This window comes from Coprococcus sp. AM97-35 (assembly GCF_027697525.1).
GTDB lineage: Bacteria > Bacillota > Clostridia > Lachnospirales > Lachnospiraceae > Allocoprococcus > Allocoprococcus comes.
The window spans coordinates 31,453-54,226 of record NZ_JAQESL010000007.1; the positions used below are offsets into that span (position 1 = coordinate 31,453).

Genomic DNA, 22,774 nt, shown 5'->3' on the forward strand with positions numbered 1-22,774 from the left:
AATCGTGGGGCACGCGAGGATAGCTTGTAGATACTTGGCTCAGTAGAGCCATTGAGCAAGAAGCCCCCACTTCAAAATCAGGGATTTAAGTGGTGGGAGCATGTCACGATGAATAGTTAATAAAGAGAGGTGCATATGCTATGCCAGGTATACTCGTGGTTGAAGATGATGAAAATTTAAATCGTGGAATTACATTCTCACTGAAAAAATCCGGATATGAGGTTTTTTCAGCAGAATCAGTGAAAAAAGCGAAAAGAATTGCAAGTGATAATAATGTGGATGTTACCATTTGTGATGTGAATCTTCCGGATGGGAATGGACTGGAATTTGTAAGGTGGATGAGATACAATTATAATACATACATTATTTGTCTTACAGCACTAGATCAGGAGATGGATCATGTCATGGGATATGAAGCAGGGGCAGATGATTATATTACAAAGCCGTTTAGTCTTTCGGTACTTCTTTTGAAAATAGAAGCACATTTCCGACGCAGACAGGAGAAAACGGAAGCCGGGAAGATGATTTCGGGAGATATCGTATTTATCGCAGGAGAAATGAAAGTCCTGATAAAGAGTCGAGAAATCAGTCTGACAAAAACGGAGTTGAAAATGCTGACTTTTTTTCTGCAGAATCCGAAACAGATTCTTTCAAAAACACAAATATTGGAAAATGTGTTTGATCTGGAAGGGGATTTTGTGGATGAAAATACAATCGCTGTCAATATCAGAAGACTCCGTGAGAAAATCGAAGACAATCCGGCTGCACCGGTCTATATAAAGAATATCAGAGGTCTTGGGTATATATGGAATCAGGAAGTAAGGCAGTGACAAAGAGATATCGCAAGAAGATTACAGTAGTGCTCTCCTTGGTTTTGCCTGTCATAGTATTGTTTGCAATATTAAATTGCTTTACCACGTATGTGTTTTATGAAGATTATAAATATAAAATGAATCTTATGACAGAGATTGCTGCAAAGGAAGAATTTTCCGGGCTGGATGCTGTTTCGGAATTGCTTAAGGATAAGGATATTGAAACTAACGAACAGGGAAGGCAATTATTGGAGCAATATGGATACTGGGGAAATAATGGGAATACATTTTATTCACAATTCCGGCATCAGGTTATGGTGACCGGTGTTGTAAGCACTTTGATATGCGTGCTTCTTTTGACTTTTTTACTTTATTGGAAGAAAAAAGAAGATGCGTGTCATCAGAAAATTTTAGACCAGTTGGAAGAAATTCTGATCAGATTCCGTGAAAATAAATTTGATGATTTACTGAAAACGGAAAATCCAGCAGAACTGGAAAAATTGAATGACCAGCTTGAAGCAATCGGACATCATATTCAGTTGATAAAGGAAGAAGCAAGGGCAGAAAAGGAGAACACGAAAGAAATGGTTTCTGATATTTCTCACCAGTTAAAGACACCGGTTGCAGCTTTGGATACATGTTTTAGTGTGCTGATGCAGAATGACTTAAGTGCCACAGAACAGGAGGAGTTTCGTATCCGTTGTCGGAGTGCTCTGGATGGACTGGAGACATTATTGCAGTCGCTTCTTGAAATATCCAAGATGGAAACTGGACTGATTCAGATTAATAAGAAAAAACTTCCGCTTATGGATACTGTCATATCTGCTGTGAACTGTACTTATCCAAAAGCGGATGAGAAAGAAATTGAATTCGTTTTTGACTATGCAAAAGAGCTGGAAACATGCATGGTTATGCAAGATAAAAGGTGGCTTGGTGAAGCTGTGATCAACGTTCTGGATAATGCGGTCAAGTACAGTCCGTGTGGTTCGAAAATATTTATCCGGTTACAAAAAAGAAACGATCTTGTAAGAATGGAAATTGAGGATCAGGGAATTGGTATTCCGCAGAATGAGTATCACAAAATTTTTCAACGATTTTACAGAGGAAGTTCCAAGGAGGTCATGGAAAAGAGTGGTACAGGAATCGGACTTTTTCTATCGAGAGAAATTATCGAAAAACACGCAGGTACGATTACGGTAACCTCCGGTAAAAAGAAAAAAGGAAGCACGTTTGTGATTCAATTACCATATGTTGGTTAAATTTTAAGTGAGCAGAAATCTTACAATTCTGTAAGACTTCTGCTCGTTTTTTGAAAGTGAAATGAAAGATTGCCCTGATACAATTTGGATGTAGGTTGAAAAATGACCAAATATATAAACAGGCAAAGAAAGCGTGCTGAAAAGGTACGCTTTACAGAATTGAAAAGGAGGCAACACATGAGTGTGATATTAGAAACCAAGCAGCTTTGTAAGTTTTATGGCGCAGGTGAGAATCAGGTCAAAGCGGTCAATCAGGTGGACATTCAGATTGAGCAGGGAGAATTTGTCGCAATTGTCGGAAAGTCAGGTTCCGGTAAAAGTACATTACTTCATATGCTTGGAGGGCTTGACACCCCTACAAAAGGCAGTGTTACTTTAGCCGGGAAAGATTTATACAGGATGAAGGAAGATGCCCTTGCTGTTTTCCGCAGAAGAAAAATCGGATTTGTTTTTCAGGCATTTAATCTGGTTTCATCTGTTAATGTCTGGGAAAATATTGTACTGCCATTGGGGCTGGATGGAAGAAAAGTGGATGAAGCGTATGTAAATGATATCATTGCAACTCTGGGGATTGAAAACCGGATTTATAATCTGCCAAATCAGTTATCCGGAGGACAGCAGCAGAGAGTAGCAATTGCAAGAGCACTGGTGAATCGTCCGGAAATTATATTTGCAGATGAGCCGACAGGAAATCTTGATTCTAAGACCAGTGATGAGGTAATCGCCCTGCTTAAGATGACAGCAAAAAAATATGGACAGACAATTGTAATGATTACCCATGATGACGAAATTGCACAGGTCGCTGATCGTATTCTGGTAATTGAGGATGGACAGGTGGTGGATTTTAGATGAAGACAATAAGCAGGATTGCATATAGCAATGACAAAAAGAACAAGACAAGAAGTATACTGATTATGATGTCCATATGTCTGACTACGATGCTGCTTGTGATTATCAGTACTGTGGGAAATGGAATGATCCGTTTACAGAAAAGTCAGGCGGCAGGCTCATATGGAAGCAATTATGGTTTGTTTGTCGCAGCAGGCGGACCGCAGTTAAAAGAAGTAAACCGCCGTGCGGAAATAGATGCTACAGGCACTATGTGCACCGAAGGTATCATAAAAGGCAACGAAAACGGTGGTTTTGTCTGCATGGATGAGACTGCAAGAAAGATGCTTCCCTATAATAAGGAATATGAGTTAAAGGAAGGAAAGTATCCGGGGGGAACGCAGGAAATTGCCGCAGGAAGAGCATTTTTTCGTGCAATGGGGTATGGTGATGTAAAGGTCGGAGATACGGTTACACTGGATTACCGCGCAGGGATGCAGTCAGAATATAAGCCGGAAGAATTTGTTGTCAGCGGGATTTTATATGACCGGGATGAATATACCATCGAGGCTTCCTATGTTGTATTCGGTTCGCGGGATTTTTATAATGAGCGTGTTGCGGAGGGTGACAGGCGATATAATATCTATTTTACCTTGAGCGATTCTGCAAATGTATCTATGAATAATGTTGCGCCTGTTATAAAAGAAATCGCGGATTCCTGCGGCATTGACCAGAAAAACGTGATCATCAATGACCTCTACCTGCAGTGGGTATTGCAGCCGAGCTATGAAATGATTGTGGTTTGTGGAACCCTGATCCTCGGAATCGTGCTGTTTTCCGTTGTGGTCATTTATAATATCTTCCAGGTCGGGATCGCCCAGAAGGTTCAGGAGTACGGAAAAATCAAGGCGCTGGGTGCAACCAGAAAGCAGATGAAGCAGTTGATCTTTCGTGAGGGCATTCTTCTGGCGGTTCCTTCGATACCGCTGGGTCTGCTGTTTGGTTTCCTGATTGCAAAAGTCAGCTTCAACTGGCTGGTGGAGCAGGGAAATCTGGTATCGTCCGGAATCAAGAACCATCAGGTGCCTCTGTTTTCACTGACAATTATGCTCATCTGCATTTTTGTATCGTTTCTTACGGTCGTTTTGGCTCTGCGCAAACCCATGAAAATTGTTTCCCGGATTTCACCCATCGAAGCGACACGGTATCTTGACGGCTCCAAAAAGCAAAAACAGGGCAGACGAAAAGGCAGAAAAGATGTCACCGTTTTCTCCATGGCAATGGCAAATGTGACAGGCAATCCGAAAAGAACCATTGCTACGATTCTTACCATGGGGCTTTCCTGTGTATTGTTCGTAATTATCTCTAATTATGTTGGGAATATTGACACGGAGCACGAGGCGCGGATTGCAATCAACCATGGACAATTTGAGTTGCAGCTGGATTATTCCCAGAATTATGATGAAGCCTATTCGGAGAATAATCTGGACACAATCCTACAGAACAACCCACTGAATGATTCAATGATTGAAGAAATCAAAAGCATTCCAGGAGTGACAGATGTCATGACGAGAGAGATTGTCTATGTAAATCTGAACGGAACAAGATATCCAGCTGATATTGTGAGTAAAAATGATTTTGATTTTATGCGCCAAGACGGGGATATTGGCTCTATGGACTATGATCAGGCGGTAAAGAATGGTGAAATTTTCTTTGGCTGGTCGACGTGGATGGAACAAGATGGATATGCTCCGGGTGAATCCATTGCATTTGACTTTGAGAATGGAAGTGAAACCTATACCTATCAGGGAAAGATTGCAGGATCCTTTGTAAGCGCGGACACTTATCTTGTCATTCCGGAAGGTGTATACCGTTCCATGAATCCGAGGGGAACAGCTTATGGCTATCTGTGGGTGGACTGTGATAAAAAAGATGTTGCATCTGTGGAACAGAGTCTGAATACTTTGATTTCTAATACTTCGCATATAAAAATGGATACTTATCATGCACAGTTACAATCTGCAGAATACGCAAGCCGTATGATGAAGCTTGGCTGCTATCTGTTCATGGCAATTGTCGGTCTCATCGGGTTTATGAATCTGGCAAACACCATGATTATCAATATCACCACGAAGAAGCAGGAGTACGGTGTGCTGCAAGCGGTAGGCATGACCAATAAGCAGTTGAATCTGAGCTTACAAATACAGGGCTTGATTTTTACGGTTGGCACCATCTGCGTCGCACTTGCTGCCGGTCTGCCCCTTGGCTATGCACTGTTTTCCTATGCGAAGCATAATGGGATTTTTGGAATGAACGTTTATCACGTTCCTCTTATCCCGATTCTTGTTATGATTCTTCTGGTTGGTATTCTACAAATTGTGCTTTCCTGTGTTTTAAGCAGTAATCTGAAAAAGGAAACGCTGGTAGAAAGAATAAGGTATCAGGGATAGCAAGTATTGCTGGGATATCCTCAGTATCATAACAGGAATTAAAAGCACTTGGCTTCAAAAAGTTTTGTGCTTTTGACAAAATGCAACCGATATAAGTTTTTTGAAAACTGTCGTTTGGTAAAATCTATTCCATTTTTAAAAGCCTTGCGATAAAATATGTTCTGTGAGACGGTTGTCTTGCTTTCCAAGGGAATGGTCGATAGCAGAAAAGTGAAGGTGGACTTCTCTCTGGAGGATATGGATTTATCTGAATTTAAGGGAAAAGCAACTTATGAGCAGATAAAGGCATATGTACTTGAAAAGACAGGACTGAAGGTTTCATCACTGTATATCGCACAGATTAAGAAGAAGTGTGGATTAGATGTCGGTGAGAACTTCAATCCGGCTAAATCAGAGAATGCGAGACAGCCACAGTGTACACCGGAGAAGGAAGATGCGATTATGCAGGCATTTAGACATTTTGGAATCATATAGATTGTGGATAAGCAGTATCATGTGTTAAAAATATAGTGAAGTATGGAAAAAAGGACATTCCGGAACTGTAGATTTTACAGGTTAGGGGATGTCCTTTTTGCAGATATGGAAGTGTTCAAGGGACAAGGTAATAATACTGATGTATTAAGACTGATTTGAGAGATGTGTGGATGTTGTGACAGCACTGATCTTAAAATATGGACCGGCAATAAAAAGAAAATGGATTTTACGTGATTGGATAAAAAACATACAGGCTGACTGCTTTTGGAGAAGTTTAGCCTGTAAAAGATATCAGCGGTATTTCGATTGTATGAAAGCTATTGTAAAAAATGATACGACATGACATAATCGAATTGACTAAAGTGACATAGGTATTTATAATATAGACAAAACGAAAATGACATGAACGGAGGACAGAGTAATGGAGAAAACTGTAACACTTGAAGAGGCATTAAAAAGAATTGAGGAGTTGGAAAAAGAGAATGCAGAACTTCGGGAGGAATTGGAGTATTACAGAAATCGTAAGTTAAGCGGTCGTCAGAAACATAACGCCAAGTGGATGGCAATTTATAATGATTTTGTTGTTGGGTATGAGAGCGGCATGACAATGGTAGAAATTGCGAAGAGGAACAATGTCAGTGAGCGGACGATTTATAGGTATAAAGCGTATTATGACAAACTGAGGGAAAAAGAGGAATAGACCATTTTACTGACGTCAGTAAAATGGTTTAATGTGGGAGGAGAAAGTCTAATATGGAAAAGAAAATGATAATGAATTATAAGAAAAGATTTGATGAAATTAGGCATGAAGAAAACGGAGTTGAATTTTGGTATGCACGTGAATTAATGCATTTGCTAGATTATTCAAAATGGCAAAATTTTGAAAATGTTTTATTAAAGGCAAAAGTTGCTTGCGCAAATAATGGCATTGTAGTAGAGGACCATTTTGCTGATGCCAGTAAAATGGTTATTCTGGGAAGTGGCGCAAATAGAGAAGTAGAAGATTATATGCTTACACGTTATGCATGTTATCTTATTGCAGAGAACGGAGATCCTCGTAAAGAACAGATCGCTTTTGCACAAAGCTATTTTGCAGTTCAAACAAGAAAACAGGAATTGATAGAAGAAAGGATTTCTTATATTGAAAGAACTGAGGCAAGAGGAAAGCTTCGAGAATCTGAAAAACGACTGTCTCAAAATATATATGAACGTGGAGTTGATGATGCTGGATTTGGACGTATCCGATCTAAGGGGGATCAGGCTTTATTTGGAGGATTCACTACAAAACAAATGAAAGAACGTTTAGGAGTGCAAGATAAAAGGCCGCTTGCAGATTTTTTACCAACACTTACTATTGCTGCAAAGAACCTTGCAACTGAAATGACAAATTATAATGTTGAAGAAAAAGACTTACAGGGTGAGACGGCTATTACTGTTGAGCATGTTGAAAATAATACGTCAGTTAGGGATATGCTGGGGCAGAGGGGGATTAAGCCAGAAAATTTGCCCGCATCAGAAGATATTAAAAAATTAGAACGTAGGGTAAAGAGAGAAGAAAAGAAGTTAGCTGAGCAGTCGGGAAAATTGACAAATGAATAAACTGGGAGGTTAGGTTATTGAAAAAGAAAACAAAATGCTACATATATACTCGTGTATCAACAGCAATTCAGGTTGATGGTTACAGCTTGGATGCACAGAAGGACAAACTAAAAAAATATGCAGAATTTCAGGATATCTACTACCATGCAGGTGGACGCGAACATGAAGCAATCCTTAGTGTAGAAGACTGGAAAACTGTATAGAAAATAAGAAAAAGAACTGGTGTTAAAAGAATAAAGACAATCAATTAACACAAGAGGAGTTTGGTAAATTATTTCATGTTACCAGGCAAACTGTTTCAAATTGGGAAAACGGAAAAAGTTATCCTGATTTGCAAATCCTTGTAAGCATGAGTAATCAATTGTTATAACGCCGACTAAATGTATTGAACAGAATATAAACTGTAGTCTTTTTCTTTTATTCCATATAGCTCGCACCCAGTATTCTTTAAGCTAAAGTAGAAATAGTGCAATTTTCACATGAAATTATACAAGAATTACATAGAAATATATCGTATTATTGATATGGTATTCTTGAATTGTATGTGAGGAGAAAACTATGGCAGCTAAAAGAAAAACATTAACACAATTATCTGTGCCAATATGCTTAGAAACTTTATTTTATATGCTTTCAGGTATGGTTGATACGCTTATGCTATCATCTGTAAGTGATCAGGCTGTAGGAGCAGTGGGAACAGCAAATACATATATAGGTGTTTTTATTATTATGTTTGGAGTAATATCGTCGGGTATGATAGCCGTTATGTCACAAAATATCGGAGCCGGAAGACCGGGGATAGCATATCAGGCAAGGCAACTTGGACTTATATTCAACGCATTGATAGGTATCGTAATGTCTGTCGTTCTTGCTACTTTTTCTGGTGGGATACTTCGAATCGTAAGTATTGCTCCGGCTTTGCTTGAGCCGGCTGAAATATATCTTAGAATTGTTGGCGGCGCATGTTTTTTAAATGCACTGATTCCTATTTTCTCCAGTTATTTGAGAGTGTTTGGATATACAAAACATTCTTTGATAGGAACGGTTGTTGGAAATGTTCTCAATATAATACTTAATTCAGTATTTTTATTTGCATTCAACTGGGGTGTGATGGGAGTTGCTGTTGCCACGGTTATTTCGAGAGTTGTAAATCTTATTATTGTAGCCGGCATGGGGGCTGTACTTATAAAAGCAAAGCAGAGTCCTGAGCGAATTACATCAAGAAAGATATTTGCACAGATTGTTAAGATTGGTTTTCCTTCTGCGCTTGAAACAGCACTTTACAACATCGCAATGACATTTATAGTGCGTTTTATGAATCAGATGGATGTGGATGGAATGAATGTTACAGCGCGTTCATATGCGATACAGATTGCAAATTTCTCGTATTGCGTGGGAGCTGCCCTTGCTCAGGCAAATGCAATTATGACCGGCTGGAGAATTGGAGCAAAAGAGTTTGAGGAATGTAACAAGGGGACGAGAAAAGCTGCGATATATGGTATCATCACAGCGACATGCTTTTCCGTGACCTTTGCATTTGCCGGACATTTTATCGTGCATATATTTACGGATGATATACAGATGATAAATCTTGTGGTAAAGTTGTTAATAGTAGATATATTTCTTGAACTTGGAAGGGTAACAAACCTTGTATATGGGCAGGCGTTAAAAACGAGCGGAGACGCATTTTTTCCGGTTATATTAGGTGCGATATTTATGTATTTGTTTGCAGTTGGCGGAACCTATTTTCTCGGAATACACATGGGACTTCTGGCTGTAGGAGCATATATTGCTATGGCAGGTGACGAATGTGCGAGAGCAGTGGGAATGGTACTTAGATGGAAGAGTGGAAAATGGAAAAGTAAAGGTCTTATAGAAGTATAGGAGAGATTATGTACTTTGAATTAAAGGAAAATAAACCACATGGTACAAAGGATGATCCGTTTAGTACATATCATATAAAAAATGAAGGACGATCATTTCAGATACCGGTTCATTGGCATGATGAACTGGAAATTATATATGTAAAAAGTGGTTTTTTGACTGTTAGTATATCAGGAGAAAATTATATTGGAACCCCCGGGGATGCTTTTGTAGTGTCGCCGGGTAATCTGCATTTTATGGGTTCACAGACTGGTACAGTGGATTATTTTACTTTCCTTTTTCCGTTAAAATACATATCTTTTTGTATAAATGACATGTTGGATGCTAAATTACTGGAGCCGTTAAAAAATGGTCATCTGATGATAAGTCCAAGAGTAAAAGATACAGCAAAAGAACTATGTGAGCAGTTGGTTGAAATATATGTGGCAAAAAATAAGAAAACTGAGTCCATAATAACTGCTCAGATAAAGACAAAAATAATTCTTTTACAATTTATTCTTGAAATGTGGGAGAGGGGCTTTGTAATCGAAAATGATAAAAGCGGGAGAAATACGATAGAAAAAGAAATGATTTCATATATACAGCAGAATTTTATGGAAAAGATATCATTAAAAGAGTTCGGTGAGCAGTTTCATCTTTCGGAAAAATATATATCGCGATATTTTAAGGAACATTTTCATATTACACTTTCGCAATATATAACACATTTACGGTTAGAGCATGCAAAACAGCTGTTACAAGATACGGATACTCCTGTTACAGAGATCGCAATGCAGAGTGGATATCAGAATGTAAGCTATTTTATCAGAAGCTTCAAAAAAACATATGGAGTTTCTCCGTTAAAATATAGAAAAAAATAAGCTGGGTATATGGTTAGGATAGGACTGGGAAAATATAAAAGATGCCATCAAAAAAGGTTAGGAAACAACCGAAAGGGAGTTTCCTAACCTTTTTGTATAAAAATAATTAGATAAATATTATGTCACAGGAACTTCTCCCGTAGATTTTCGTTCAATTAGCTGCGCATGTAACAAAAATGTACTGATTGAAATGCTATTAAGCAGGCTTGATAGTGCAAAGAACCCGCTTTTCCCAAGTTCAAGCCGGTCTTGTCTGACTGTAGTCAATGGAGGAGACGTATATGCTGCAATCGGAATATCATCAAATCCAATAATACTGATATCCTCAGGCACCTTGTATCCTAGTTGTTGACACTGGATAAGGGCTGAATTGGCAAGAGTGTCCTGACTACAGATGATAGCAGTCATTCCTTTTTCCAGAAACCGAGGCAGGTGCTTTTCCATACATTCAGACAAATAATAAGAGCAGCCGGTAGAATCAGAAGAAGTCTTCAGTCCATGCTGGTGCATGGCACGGAGAAAGGCTGCATGTCGTATCTGAAGAATCTGAGAGCCAAGAGAACCGCTGAGATAGGCAATCTTACGATGACCAAGTCTGGCAAGATAAGAGACAGCAAGTTCCATTCCCTCATCATTATCAATACCTACATAAGCAGTAGAAGGATTCCCAATAATATAGTTATCGAAAAGCACGGCAGGAGTGTGGCTGGTTTTAAAATCCTGAATCCAAGGGTCGTTCAGGGAAAAGCCGATTGCAAAAGCTCCTACGTAATCATGCTCCAACATAAAAACATCATAACGTTGGTTCCGTTGCATTTGAACGTCCACAGGTACGATTTCAATATCAAAACCGGCTGGTTCAGCCATTTGGCGAAAACCAAGCAGAATGTCATAGGCAAAATGATGTGGCTCTTCGTATTGTATATTCTCTTTTTCTGTTATAATACAGATTTTTTTTACGGGTTTCTTATAACGACGTAGTTTAGTATAACCCAGGGCTACAGCAGTTTCTAAAACCTGTTTCCGTAAAGTTTCGCTGATATCAGGTGCATCATTGAGTGCTTTGGATACAGTACTCTTGGAAACATTCATCTTATCAGCAATATCTTGGATTGTAGTCATAATATGTGATCCTTTCATGAAGTAGGAAAATAAATCTTATTTTATTATATACAATGATATAGTAAAAAGCAATGAACTATAGGAAGAATAAAAGTTTAGACGAGTTTCGAAAACAAGAAAATAAAAAATAATGCACAAAAAAACAAGGTGGGAAATGTGAAAAAATAACAAAAAAAAGCAGCGGATTGAAAAGAGATTGACGAAAAATTGAAAAAGACGTATATTAAGTTTAACGAAACAATACGAAACAGAAAATGAAAGGAAGAAAGACGATGAAAAGAGGGCTAGCAACATTTCTAACAGGAATCATGACTGTAACGCTGGTGGCAGCAGCACTAACCGGATGCGGGAGCAGTACGGCGGATAAAAGGTCAGAAAAAGTCAGACTGATGGTATGGTCTCCATCCGAAGATCAGTCAAAAGACAGTGGTGAATGGCTTCAGACAATGTGTAACAATTTTGCAAAAGAGCACCCGGAATGGGATATTACATTTGTCTATGGAGTAGCTGACGAAGCGACTGCCGCAGATCAGGTGGCACAGGATCCGGAAGCAAGCGCAGATGTATTTTTGTATGCAAATGATAGGATCACATCGCTTACAGATGCGGATGCAGTAGCAAAATTTGGTGGAAAGTATAAAGAAGAGATTGAATCAACCAACTCGGAAGAGCTTCTAGATTCGTTGACGGTTGACGGAGAACTTTACGGGGTTCCGTTTACAACTAATACCTGGTATATGTTTTATGACAAGTCTGTATTTTCAGAAGAAGATGTGAAAAATCTGGATACGATGTTGGAAAAAGGAACAGTATCCTTCCCATTTACTAATTCGTGGTATCTTCCGGCATTCTATCTGGGAAATGGATGCACCTTGTTTGGAGATGGAACAGATGAGTCAAAAGGAGTTGATTTTGCAGGAGAAAAGGCAGTGGAAGCAACCAATTATGCAATTGATCTGGCAGCAAATCCAAATTTTAAAATTGATGCAGACGGATCAGGACTTGCAGGACTTCGTGATGGCAGTGTAAAGGCAATGTTTACCGGATCGTGGGATGCAAATGCAATAAAAGAAGCACTTGGAGAGAATATGGCAGTTTCATCGCTTCCGACTTATACAATTAACGGACAAGAGAAGCAGATGCTAGCATATGCCGGTTCAAAGGCAATCGGAGTTAATGCACATAGTGAATGTATGGAACAGGCAGTTGCACTTGCTGTTTATCTGGGAGGAAGTGATGCACAGAGAGCACACTACGAGATGAGAACCGTGATTCCATGTAATACAGAACTTCTGAAAGAAAAGGATATTGCATCCGATCCTCTTGTTCAGGCACAGAATGATACCTTTAATAATACATCAATACTCCAGCCGTTCGTGGCATCCATGAGTAATTGCTGGACACCGGTCGAGAATATGGGAAAAGGAATTCGTAACAAGAGTGTGACACACGAAAATGCCGAAGAACAGACGGAAGCAATGAATGAAGCAATGAACAGCAATGGAATTAATTAAGAGGTGAGCGGAATGAGTATGTTTAAGAAAAAAATCAATGAATTTCCAACGCCATATACCTGCAAAAATGCAGTGAAAAAAGGTGGAGTAGAGACTAAGCTTTCCATGATTCTGATGGGATTTGGAAACATTGTACATGGTCAGATTATCAAAGGACTTTTGTATCTGGCAGTTGAAATTGCCTACATCGTCTTTATGGCAGTAAATGGAATTGGGTTTATCGGTGGTTTACGGACACTTGGAACTGTGCAGCAGCAAGAAGTATGGGATGAAGCGAAGCAAATCTATATTTACACAAAAGGAGATCAGTCCGTTCTGATTTTACTTTATGGTGTGGCGACAATCTTGTTGACAATTCTTATGATCCTTGTATGGAGAGGAACCTTAAGAAGTGCATATAAAGCAGAATGTATTCAGAAAGCGGGAATGCATGTAAATACATTTGCAGAAGATCTGAAATCCTTTCTGCATGAGAATCTGTATCGCTTGTTTATGACGCCACCAACGGCATTCATCTTTGTGTTTACTGTACTTCCGTTGGTGTTCATGATCTGTATGGCATTTACCAATTACAGCCGTATCGGCAACCATCTGATGCTGTTTGACTGGGTGGGACTTGATAATTTCAAGACATTGTTTGATTCCGAAAGTATTCTTGGAAGCACCTTCTGGTCTGTTTTGGGATGGACGATCATCTGGGCGTTTTTTGCAACTTTCAGCAATTATATTTTTGGAATGATCCTTTCCCTTCTGATTAACAGAAAGGGAACAAAAGCAAAAGGATTCTGGAGATTTTGTTTTGTTCTTTCCTGTGCAGTGCCGATGTTTGTATCTCTTTTGATCATGCGTACCATGTTGCAGCCGGAAGGAGCGGTCAACGTACTTCTCAGAAATATTGGATTGATTGCAAGTGATGCAAGCCTTCCGTTTTTTACAGATGCGACATGGGCGAGAGTGACTGTTATCATCATCAATGTCTGGGTAGGGGTACCGTATACACTGCTTCAGCTGACAGGTGTACTTCAGAACATCCCGGGAGAACTTTATGAAGCCGCAAAAGTGGATGGAGCAAATGCATTCCAGACATTTACAAAGATTACGTTGCCATATATGTTGTATGTGACAACACCGTATCTGATCGTAACCTTTACGGGAAATGTCAATAACTTCAATGTCATTTATCTTCTTTCAGGAGGAGATCCGGTAACAAACCTTTCTTCAACTGCAGGTAAGACAGACCTTCTGGTTACATGGCTTTACAAACTGACAATTGATAAACAGTACTATAACATTGGTGCGGTAATCGGAATTATGACCTTTATCATTCTGGCAATCGGTTGCCTTCTTACATACCGTAACAGTAAATCCTATAAAGAAGAAGGAGGATTTTAATCATGGCAGGAAAGAAATTACAATCTGCAAAAAAGAAGAAAATGATCAACAATACGATCGTACATATTGTTCTTGCGGTGTTGGCAATTATCTGGCTTTTCCCAATTGCATGGGTAATTCTGACGAGCTTCCGTGCGGAAAAAGGCTCTTACGTATCAACCTTCTTCCCGAAAGCATTTACGCTTGACAACTATATAAAACTGTTTACTGATACATCCATTTTGAATTTCCCGCAGATGTTTATGAACACATTGTTTATTGCAATTTGTTCCTGCATTTTATCAGCATTTTATGTGCTGGCAGTTTCCTACTGTTTGTCCAGACTGAAATTTAAAATGAGAAAACCATATATGAACATGGCAATGATTCTGGGATTGTTCCCGGGATTTATGTCCATGATCGCTGTGTACTTTATCTTAAAGGCGATGGGACTTACAGAAGGAAACCTGATTAAACTGGCTCTGATCTTATGTTATTCCGGTGGTGCAGGACTGGGTTTCCAGATTGCAAAAGGATTCTTTGATACAATTCCGGTTGCAATTGATGAAGCTGCACTTTTGGATGGATGTACCAGATGGCAGATTTTCAGCAAGATCACACTGCCACTTAGTAAGCCGATCATTGTATATACAGTGCTGACATCTTTCATGGCTCCGTGGCTCGATTTTATTTTTGCAAAGGTAATCTGCAGAGCAAACTCAGACCAGTATACGATTGCAATTGGACTTTGGAAAATGTTGGAAAAAGAATATATTGACAGTTGGTACACCAGTTTTGCGGCTGGGGCAGTTCTGATTTCAATTCCGATTGCGATACTGTTCTTGTTCATGCAGAGATACTATGTAGATGGAGTATCAGGTGCAGTGAAAGGATAAGAAAGATGATGAAGGATAGAATAGAATTAAAAAAATATTATTCTACAAAAGAGTTTCTTGAAAATTATATTTATGAAGAAAATAATCTTGGCGTAGAATGTACAGAAGAAGGAACGACATTCCGCCTGTGGTCACCACAGGCGGAATGCATTAGTTTAAACCTGTATCAGACAGGAGATGGAGGAAATGCATACGAGCAGATTCCGATGAAAAAAGAAGAAAAGGGTGTGTGGAGTTGGGAGAGCAAAGAAGAACTTCACGGCGTTTATTATGATTATCTGATTACACGCAATGGAGAAGAAGTCCGATCAGCAGATCCATATGCAAAGGCATGCGGAGTTAATGGATTGCGCAGCATGGCAGTGAATCTGAAAAAGACCAATCCAAAAGGATGGGAAAAAGATCAGACACCAGAAGAAGGACCGGAGAGAATCGTATATGAACTTCACGTAAAAGAATTTTCATGGGATAAGGCGGGTGGTTTTCCGGAAGAATATCGTGGGAAATACAAAGCATTTACGTGCAGACATACGACTTTGAATGAGGATGGGATTCATCCTACAGGTCTGGATTATTTAAAAGAACTCGGGGTGACACACATTCAGATCATGCCGATGTATGACTATGGTTCTGTAAATGAAGCAGGGGAAGATACAGAATTCAATTGGGGGTACGATCCAGTCAATTATAATGTGCCGGAGGGCTCCTATGCGACAGATGCCAGACATGGTGAAGTTAGAATTCGGGAAATGAAAGAAATGATCCAGGCAATTCATGAAGCTGGTTTTGGTGTAATCATGGATGTTGTCTACAACCATACTTATTCGCTGGACTCCTGGTTTCAGAGAACTGTACCTTGGTATTTTTACCGGGTATTTCCGGATGGGAAGATCTCCGATGGTTCTGCATGTGGAAATGATGTTGCAAGCGAAAGAGAGATGTGTGCGAAATATATTCTGGAATCAGTGCTTTACTGGACAGAGGAATATCATATTGACGGATTCCGCTTTGACCTGATGGGACTTCTGGATGTAGATCTGATGAACCGGATCCGAAGTGAACTGGATCAGAGATACGGAAAAGGAAAGAAGATCATTTACGGAGAGCCATGGGCGGCGGATAAGACAGCTGTAGAAGGCAATAAAAAACTGGCAGCAAAAGAAAATATCGGACTTTTGGATGAAAATATCGGGGCTTTTTGTGACAGTACCCGAGATGGAATCAAAGGTTCTGCACTACGTGCAAAGAAAGCAGGGTTTATAAACGGCGCAGAAGGAAAAGAAGATGAAATGCTTGCAAGTGTGACAGCGTGGTGTGCAAATCCTTATCAAGCAGAAGGTTTTGAAAATGTGAAAGCACCTTCGCAGATTGTTACTTATGTATCGGCACACGACAATCATACATTATGGGATAAATTAAAAGAGACAGTCGTAGAGGAAAATGAATGTATGAGGCTGAATAAAATGGCAGCGGCAGTTTATATGACTTGTCAGGGAACATTGTTTTTCTTATCAGGAGAAGAATTTGCCCGTACAAAAGATGGACAGGATAATACCTTTAAGGCTCCGATTTCCCTGAATCGTATCAACTGGGAAAAGGCATGGGAAAATAGGGAACTGGTTCATTATTATCAGGGATTGATTGCACTTCGAAAACAGCTCTCCGGACTTTGTGACAAATCAAAAGACAGTTATAAACAAATCACGGATATGTGGAAAGAAAAAGACGTAGTAGGTTTTACTGTGCTCAATGATGAAGCATCAAGATGGGGTCAGGTGAAGATAATTTACAATGCAAAAAAAAGTAGTTATAAAGTGAAATATTTGGATGACGGCTGGGAAATCTTAAGCGATGCAGATGATAGCTGGTGTTGGGAAAAAGGAATCTGTGCAGACAGACAGATAGAAGCTGCACCGCAGAGCGTGTTGATACTTGGACGTAAATAATGATTAAGGGGGAGTAGTAAATGAAGTGGATTTATGGTAGACAGGATTGGAAAACATTAGAGAGAGGACTTGAAAATTGCTATCTTTTAACCAATGGACTGGGAGGTTTTTCTTCGCTTACGATGACCGGAGCTGTGGCAAGAAATGACCATTCGGTATTCATGTCATGTACGAAAGCTCCAAATCATAGGATAAATATGATTCATCGGATGAAGGAAGAATTGGATATCGGAGAATCAAAATATGTTCTTTCAACCCAGGAATTTGCGGATGGAACAAAAGAAGAAGGATACCGTTATCTTACAGAATTTTCTTTTGAAATTCTTCCTTCGTGGCGTTATCTGATAAACGGAATAGAGATAGAAAAAGAGATTGTGATGGCACAGGGCAGCAATCAGATTGCAGTGAATTATCATCTGAAAAACCGTGGTCAGAAAGAGGCCGCTCTCTGTGTAACTCCGTTTTTTCAATTTGAACCCAAAGGGGAAGATTTGAAAGAAGATAAGATATTTTCAAGACAAGAGCAAAAGATTACCGATGGAAAGTATGCTCTTTTCTTTGAAACAAATGGAGAAGTAGAAGGATTCACAGAAAAGAAAGAGACGTATTTTTATAGCTACGATGAATGTGATGGAAGACGGGAAAATGGAACAGCAGGCGCAGTTTATCAGATTAAAAAACGAGTAAATCCAGGGGAAGAGACAGATTTAACAGTGATTTATTCGATGGAAAGTCTGAAAGGTATAGACGCAAAAAAAATATTTGATAAAATAAAAGAAGAGCAGATCCATTATCAAGAGAAGCTTATAAAGACTTCAGGTTTGAAAAATAAACTGGCACAGACACTGGTTTGTAGTGCAGACAAGTTCCTTTCGAACAGAGAGTCTACGGATGGATTGACCATCCTTGCCGGCTTTCCATTTTTCGAAGACTGGGGAAGAGATACAATGATTGCACTTCCGGGAATCTGCATCTCCACAGGAAGAGTTGAAAGTGCAAAATCAATCTTGCGGACCTTTGCATTTTATGAAAAGGATGGATTGATGCCAAATCTGTTTCCGGAGGGGGAGAATGAGCCACTTTATAATACTGTAGATGCGGCACTATTATTTATCAACTGCGTGTGGTTATATTATGAAAAAACTCAGGACATCAAATTTGTAGAGGAAATGTATCCGGTAATGCAAAGGATTATTTCCGGTTATGAGAGAGGAACAAATTTCAATATCCATATGGAAGAAGATGGTCTTATCAGTGCCGGAGCGGGGCTGGATCAGGTGACATGGATGGATGTACGTGTGGGAGAAATCCTTCCGACACCAAGACATGGGAAACCGGTGGAGATCAATGCTTACTGGTATAATGCGCTTTGTATCATGCAAAAGTTTTCAGAAGTTTTGAAGAAAAATGAAGAGCAGAAATATGGAGAACTCGCACAGAAAGTGAAAGAATCTTTTGCACGAGAATTCTGGATGGAGGAAAAACACTGCCTGAAGGATGTAATTTCAGAAACAAAGGCAGATACACAAATTCGCTGTAATCAGATATGGGCGGTGTCTATGCCGTTTACTATGCTGGACGAAGAGAAAGAAAGACAGATTGTAGATACAGTGTTTGAAAGATTGTATACGCCTTATGGACTTCGGACATTAGATCCAAAAGACGAGGAGTTTCATGCAAGTTATGGTGGAGAGATGATAAAAAGAGATCTTGCTTATCATCAGGGAACTGTCTGGACTTTTCCGATGGGTGGATATTATCTCGCCTATCTAAAAGTAAATAAAGATTCAAGAGAAGCAAAAGAGATTGTGGCAAAGCAGTTGGAAGTGTTGGAAAGTGCAATGCGTGAAGGATGTATTGGCCAGCTCCCTGAAATTTATGATGGAGAGATTCCGGTTTCTTCAAAAGGATGTTTTGCACAGGCGTGGAGTGTAGGGGAAATCCTGCGTGTTTATGAAAAATTGGAGGAAGAATAAGATGGAATTTACCGGTGTATATCATAAAACATCAGAGCAGATGAGTTATCCTCTGGATGAGGACAGACTGATTGTAAATATTAAGACCGGGTATGATGTAAAACAGGTGTTTATCCATTACGGAGATCCTTATGAGGCCGGGATTCTGGGTGGAAATGAAAAATGGACAGGAAAAAGAGAGAAAATTATTTATAAAAAACGTCTGCCTTATCAAATCTGGTGGACAACAACGCTTCTTCCTGCATATAAAAGATGCAAATATTATTTTGAGCTGAGAACAGAAGAGGAAGTCTGGTATTATTTTGAAGACGGTTTCCTGACAGAAGAACAGCTTCAGATGGATGGCCGTATGCAGCAGTGTTTTATTGTACCATGGATGAATCCAGCAGATATAAACCGCACACCTGCATGGGTGAATGATACGATCTGGTATCAGATTTTCCCGGACAGGTTCTGCAATGGGACACCGGAAAAGAATGGAAATGATATCACACCGTGGAGAAATCACGGAACAGTGACAAATCAGGAAAAATTCGGAGGAAATCTGGAGGGAATCCGTCAGAGACTACAGTATCTTCAGGAGCTGGGAATTACCGGAATTTATCTGAATCCGATCATGGAAGCAGAATCTAACCACAAATATGATACTACAGATTATACAAAGATTGATCCGGCTTTCGGCAATGAAGAAATGATGAAAGCACTTTGCAGGGAAGCGCACGAAAAAGGAATCCGTATTATGGTTGACGCAGTATTTAATCACTGCGGAAGAAAATTCGCGCCGTGGATGGATGTACTGGAGCATGGGAAAGATTCCCGTTATGCGGACTGGTTTATGATAGAAGACTGGGAAGAGATCGGAAAACGAGCAGACACAAGAGACAGGCGCTTTTACTCTTTTGCATTTGCAGATACGATGCCAAAATTAAATACGAATAATGAAGAAGTAATTGAGTATTTTTGTAAGGTCTGCGAGGAATGGATTCAAAAATTTGATATAGACGGAATCCGTTTTGATGTGGGAAATGAAGTATCACATCGGTTCTTAAAGCGGATGCGAGAACATTTAAAAACGATAAAATCGGACATTTATCTGTTGGGAGAAATCTGGCACGATGCAAGCCAGTGGCTGCAAGGAGATGAATATGATTCCGTTATGAATTACCCGCTGCTCAGTGGAATCCATGACTTTTTTCTAGATAAAACGATGAAAAAAGAGGAATTTGAATATATGGTAAATCGTTGTTATACTATGTATATGCAGCAGAATAACGATGTACTCTTCAATCTGCTGGATTCCCACGATACAGAGAGACTTATGAACCGTTTTCATAATCTGGATAAATTCTATCAGCAGCTTGCAATTCTCTTCACACTTCCGGGAAGTCCTTGTATTTACTACGGAACAGAGATTGCGATGGAAGGTGCACATGACCCGGATTGCAGAAGATGTATGCCATGGAGCGAGATCGAAAGCAAAGAGAATCAGGAAAAAATTGCAATGATGCGGAAACTGATCATGCTTAGAAGAAACGAGGAAATGTGCAGAAGCCCGCATTTCCATTTTCCGGATACTTACAAAAATGATCGATGTGTAGAATACATAAAATTAGATGAAGAAGGTAATAAAATTGAGGTTCTATTAAATGCATCGGAGGAAGAAATAAAAGTAAAAGGAAATGGAAAAATTCTTTTTGCCCGAGAATTTGATGGAGAGATACTTGGTGTGAACGGAACACTCATTCGTAGAATTTAGAGAGCATGTAAAGAAAGGAGAGGATGTCCCGGTAGAACCAGATAATCTGCCGGAGAGATATCGAAATTGGGTATGGAAAATAAGAATAAATGGTGGAAAAATGCAGTCGTATATCAGATTTATCCGAAAAGCTTTCAAGATTCGGACGGAGATGGAATAGGTGATATTCCAGGAATTATCAGCAGACTGGATTATTTGAAAAAACTTGGAATAGATGCAATCTGGCTCTCACCGGTGTATCGTTCTCCACAGGATGACAATGGATATGATATTTCAGATTATCAGGATATTGAGCCAATGTTCGGAACAATGGAAGATATGGAACAGTTATTTGTGGAGGCAAAGAAACGCGGAATCCGAATTATGATGGATCTTGTATTGAATCATACTTCAGATGAACACAGATGGTTTTTGGAAGCAAAGAAAAGTAAAGACAATCCGTATCATGATTATTATGTGTGGCGTGACGGAGAAGAAGACGTTTATCCAAACGATATGAATTCTGTGTTCGGTGGACCGGCATGGGAGTGGGTTCCAGAATTGGGACAGTATTATTTTCATCAATTTTCAGTGAAACAGCCGGATCTGAACTGGGAGAATCCGAAAGTGAGAAGAGAGCTCTATGATATGATTCTCTGGTGGATGGAAAAAGGGGCAGGCGGATTTCGTTTGGATGTAATTGATCAGATTGCAAAAGAGCCAGATCTTAAGATCACAAATAATGGACCAAAGTTGCATGAATTTCTGCGTGAATTAAGCAGGGAAACATTTCAGAAGGGCGACATGATCACTGTAGGAGAAGCCTGGGGAGCAACACCGGAAATTGCAAAGAAATATAGTAATCCGGATGGAAGTGAATTTTCCATGGTTTTCCAGTTTGAGCACATTATGCTTGATCAGGAAGAAGGAAAGGAAAAATGGGACACGATTCCATTGAATCTGGTAAAGCTGAAAAAATGCCTTGCAAAGTGGCAGAATACTTTATATCAGGTAGGATGGAACAGTCTGTTCATGAATAACCATGATCTTCCTAGAATCGTGTCGCGCTGGGGAAATGACGGAAAATACAGAAAAGAGTCGGCAAAAATGCTGGCGACAATGCTTCATGGAATGCAGGGAACTCCTTACATTTATCAGGGAGAAGAGCTGGGAATGACGAATGTGCAGTTTGACAGCATTGAAGAATATGAAGATATTGAGACATTGAATATGTACAAAGAGCGTCTGGAAAAAGGATATCAGCCAGAAGAAATCCTGCATTCTATTTACGCAAGAAGTCGTGATAATGCCCGTACTCCGATGCAGTGGAGCAGTGAGAAGAACGGAGGCTTCACAACAGGAGAACCATGGTTTGCAGTGAATCCAAATTATATCAGGATTAATGCGAAAGAGGCACTGGAAGATGAAAATTCGGTATTTTACTATTATCAGAAGCTGATTCAGTTAAGAAAAGAAAATCCAGTATTCGTGAATGGAAAATTTGAACTTCTTCTGCCGGAAGATGAGAGAATTTTCGCCTATACGAGAACAGATGAGCATACAAAGATGCTGGTATGTACAAACTTTACGGATGAGGAAGTTAGCTGCCCATTGCTTGATGAGTGGAAAGACGGGGAAGTCTGGATCCAGAATTATGAGGACGGCAGAGAAGGAAATATATTGCGTCCTTATGAGGCGGTGATAATTGCATTTACTGGCAAATAGATTGAGTTTCTTTTTTGGCATCAAAATTCACTTACTATATTTCTTCCTGCCACGCTCATCAAGAAAGAACGCCCATTCTTCCTTGAGGTATTTCGGCATACGGGGCATAGAGGACACCTCCTTTGTGCTGCCTAATTGCCGATTTGCTCCCGAAACGCAGAAACGCCCAAAACCGTTTCCCGTTGTATGGTTTCGGGGCGATTTTGGGCGTTTTCTTTCGATATGAGCGGCTTTGTTTTGACGGCGGTATCCTTTACCGCCAACCATTCAAAAGCCGCTGTTTGTCACTTCCGGGTAACAAAAAAGCGCCGTATTGCTACGACGCT

17 protein-coding genes and 2 pseudogenes are annotated in these 22,774 nt (G+C 39.7%); 18 read left to right on the plus strand and 1 reads right to left on the minus strand.

All coding sequences use genetic code 11. The features are described 5' to 3' along the window. Nucleotides 1-140 precede the first annotated feature (140 nt). From PG840_RS07590 to PG840_RS07640, 11 genes and pseudogenes are all read left to right on the plus strand, one after another. Nucleotides 141-830 (plus strand): response regulator transcription factor, encoded by a 690-nt coding sequence (locus PG840_RS07590; protein ID WP_270205649.1) that lies wholly within the window; start codon nucleotides 141-143, stop codon nucleotides 828-830. Then, nucleotides 806-2,071, plus strand: a complete 1,266-nt coding sequence (locus PG840_RS07595) for a sensor histidine kinase (RefSeq protein WP_270205648.1) — start codon at nucleotides 806-808, stop codon at nucleotides 2,069-2,071. Before PG840_RS07590 ends, PG840_RS07595 begins: the two co-directional genes overlap by 25 nt. A 177-nt stretch (nucleotides 2,072-2,248) precedes the next feature. After that, nucleotides 2,249-2,923, plus strand: coding sequence for an ABC transporter ATP-binding protein (locus PG840_RS07600; protein WP_006426335.1), 675 nt, complete (start codon nucleotides 2,249-2,251; stop codon nucleotides 2,921-2,923). Next, entirely contained in the window at nucleotides 2,920-5,349 is a 2,430-nt protein-coding gene (locus PG840_RS07605) for an ABC transporter permease (RefSeq protein ID WP_270205647.1), read from the plus strand. The genes PG840_RS07600 and PG840_RS07605 overlap by 4 nt, the downstream gene beginning before the upstream one ends. A 192-nt stretch (nucleotides 5,350-5,541) precedes the next feature. Then, nucleotides 5,542-5,823, plus strand: a complete 282-nt coding sequence (locus PG840_RS07610) for a 23S rRNA methyltransferase (RefSeq protein ID WP_226875142.1) — start codon at nucleotides 5,542-5,544, stop codon at nucleotides 5,821-5,823. Between the two features lie 421 nt (nucleotides 5,824-6,244). Further along, nucleotides 6,245-6,523, plus strand: a complete 279-nt coding sequence (locus tag PG840_RS07615) for a helix-turn-helix domain-containing protein (protein ID WP_008368854.1) — start codon at nucleotides 6,245-6,247, stop codon at nucleotides 6,521-6,523. A 53-nt stretch (nucleotides 6,524-6,576) separates the two neighbouring features. After that, nucleotides 6,577-7,422, plus strand: coding sequence for a DNA damage-inducible protein D (gene dinD, locus PG840_RS07620; protein ID WP_055247963.1), 846 nt, complete (start codon nucleotides 6,577-6,579; stop codon nucleotides 7,420-7,422). A gap of 17 nt (nucleotides 7,423-7,439) precedes the next feature. After that, nucleotides 7,440-7,559 (plus strand): annotated as a pseudogene (locus PG840_RS17025) (recombinase family protein); the annotation flags it as partial. A gap of 119 nt (nucleotides 7,560-7,678) precedes the next feature. Then, nucleotides 7,679-7,792, plus strand: a pseudogene (locus PG840_RS16940) (helix-turn-helix transcriptional regulator); the annotation flags it as partial. A 188-nt stretch (nucleotides 7,793-7,980) separates the two neighbouring features. Beyond that, complete coding sequence (locus PG840_RS07635) at nucleotides 7,981-9,303, plus strand: MATE family efflux transporter (RefSeq protein WP_270205646.1); 1,323 nt, start codon at nucleotides 7,981-7,983, stop codon at nucleotides 9,301-9,303. An 8-nt stretch (nucleotides 9,304-9,311) separates the two neighbouring features. Continuing rightward, nucleotides 9,312-10,163, plus strand: coding sequence for an AraC family transcriptional regulator (locus tag PG840_RS07640; protein WP_117835187.1), 852 nt, complete (start codon nucleotides 9,312-9,314; stop codon nucleotides 10,161-10,163). Between the two features lie 117 nt (nucleotides 10,164-10,280). Here the strand turns inward: PG840_RS07640 and PG840_RS07645 are convergent, their stop codons facing one another. Continuing rightward, nucleotides 10,281-11,285 (minus strand): LacI family DNA-binding transcriptional regulator, encoded by a 1,005-nt coding sequence (locus tag PG840_RS07645; protein WP_118199627.1) that lies wholly within the window; start codon nucleotides 11,283-11,285, stop codon nucleotides 10,281-10,283. Between the two features lie 272 nt (nucleotides 11,286-11,557). On the opposite strand from PG840_RS07645, the gene PG840_RS07650 reads away from it, so the two are divergent. The 7 genes from PG840_RS07650 to PG840_RS07680 all read left to right on the plus strand — a co-directional run bounded on the left by PG840_RS07650 (nucleotide 11,558) and on the right by PG840_RS07680 (nucleotide 22,448). Beyond that, a complete protein-coding gene (locus PG840_RS07650; protein WP_195502574.1) occupies nucleotides 11,558-12,799 on the plus strand; it encodes an extracellular solute-binding protein in 1,242 nt (413 codons plus the stop codon). A gap of 12 nt (nucleotides 12,800-12,811) precedes the next feature. After that, the gene (locus tag PG840_RS07655) at nucleotides 12,812-14,191 is read left to right on the plus strand and encodes a carbohydrate ABC transporter permease (RefSeq protein ID WP_117824206.1); all 1,380 of its coding nucleotides are present in this window, start codon (nucleotides 12,812-12,814) and stop codon (nucleotides 14,189-14,191) included. Between the two features lie 2 nt (nucleotides 14,192-14,193). Continuing rightward, the gene (locus tag PG840_RS07660; protein WP_117557902.1) at nucleotides 14,194-15,066 is read left to right on the plus strand and encodes a sugar ABC transporter permease; all 873 of its coding nucleotides are present in this window, start codon (nucleotides 14,194-14,196) and stop codon (nucleotides 15,064-15,066) included. Between the two features lie 8 nt (nucleotides 15,067-15,074). Further along, nucleotides 15,075-17,012, plus strand: coding sequence for a type I pullulanase (gene pulA, locus PG840_RS07665; protein ID WP_270205684.1), 1,938 nt, complete (start codon nucleotides 15,075-15,077; stop codon nucleotides 17,010-17,012). A 20-nt stretch (nucleotides 17,013-17,032) separates the two neighbouring features. After that, nucleotides 17,033-18,988, plus strand: coding sequence for an amylo-alpha-1,6-glucosidase (locus PG840_RS07670; protein WP_270205645.1), 1,956 nt, complete (start codon nucleotides 17,033-17,035; stop codon nucleotides 18,986-18,988). Between the two features lies 1 nt (nucleotide 18,989). After that, nucleotides 18,990-20,744: a glycoside hydrolase family 13 protein gene (locus PG840_RS07675; RefSeq protein WP_270613474.1), complete on the plus strand. Its 1,755-nt coding sequence runs from the start codon at nucleotides 18,990-18,992 to the stop codon at nucleotides 20,742-20,744. 72 nt (nucleotides 20,745-20,816) lie between these two features. Continuing rightward, nucleotides 20,817-22,448 carry a glycoside hydrolase family 13 protein gene (locus PG840_RS07680; protein WP_117835220.1) on the plus strand — a complete coding sequence of 544 codons (1,632 nt, stop codon included), beginning with the start codon at nucleotides 20,817-20,819 and terminating at the stop codon, nucleotides 22,446-22,448. The last annotated feature ends 326 nt before the right edge of the window (nucleotides 22,449-22,774 follow it).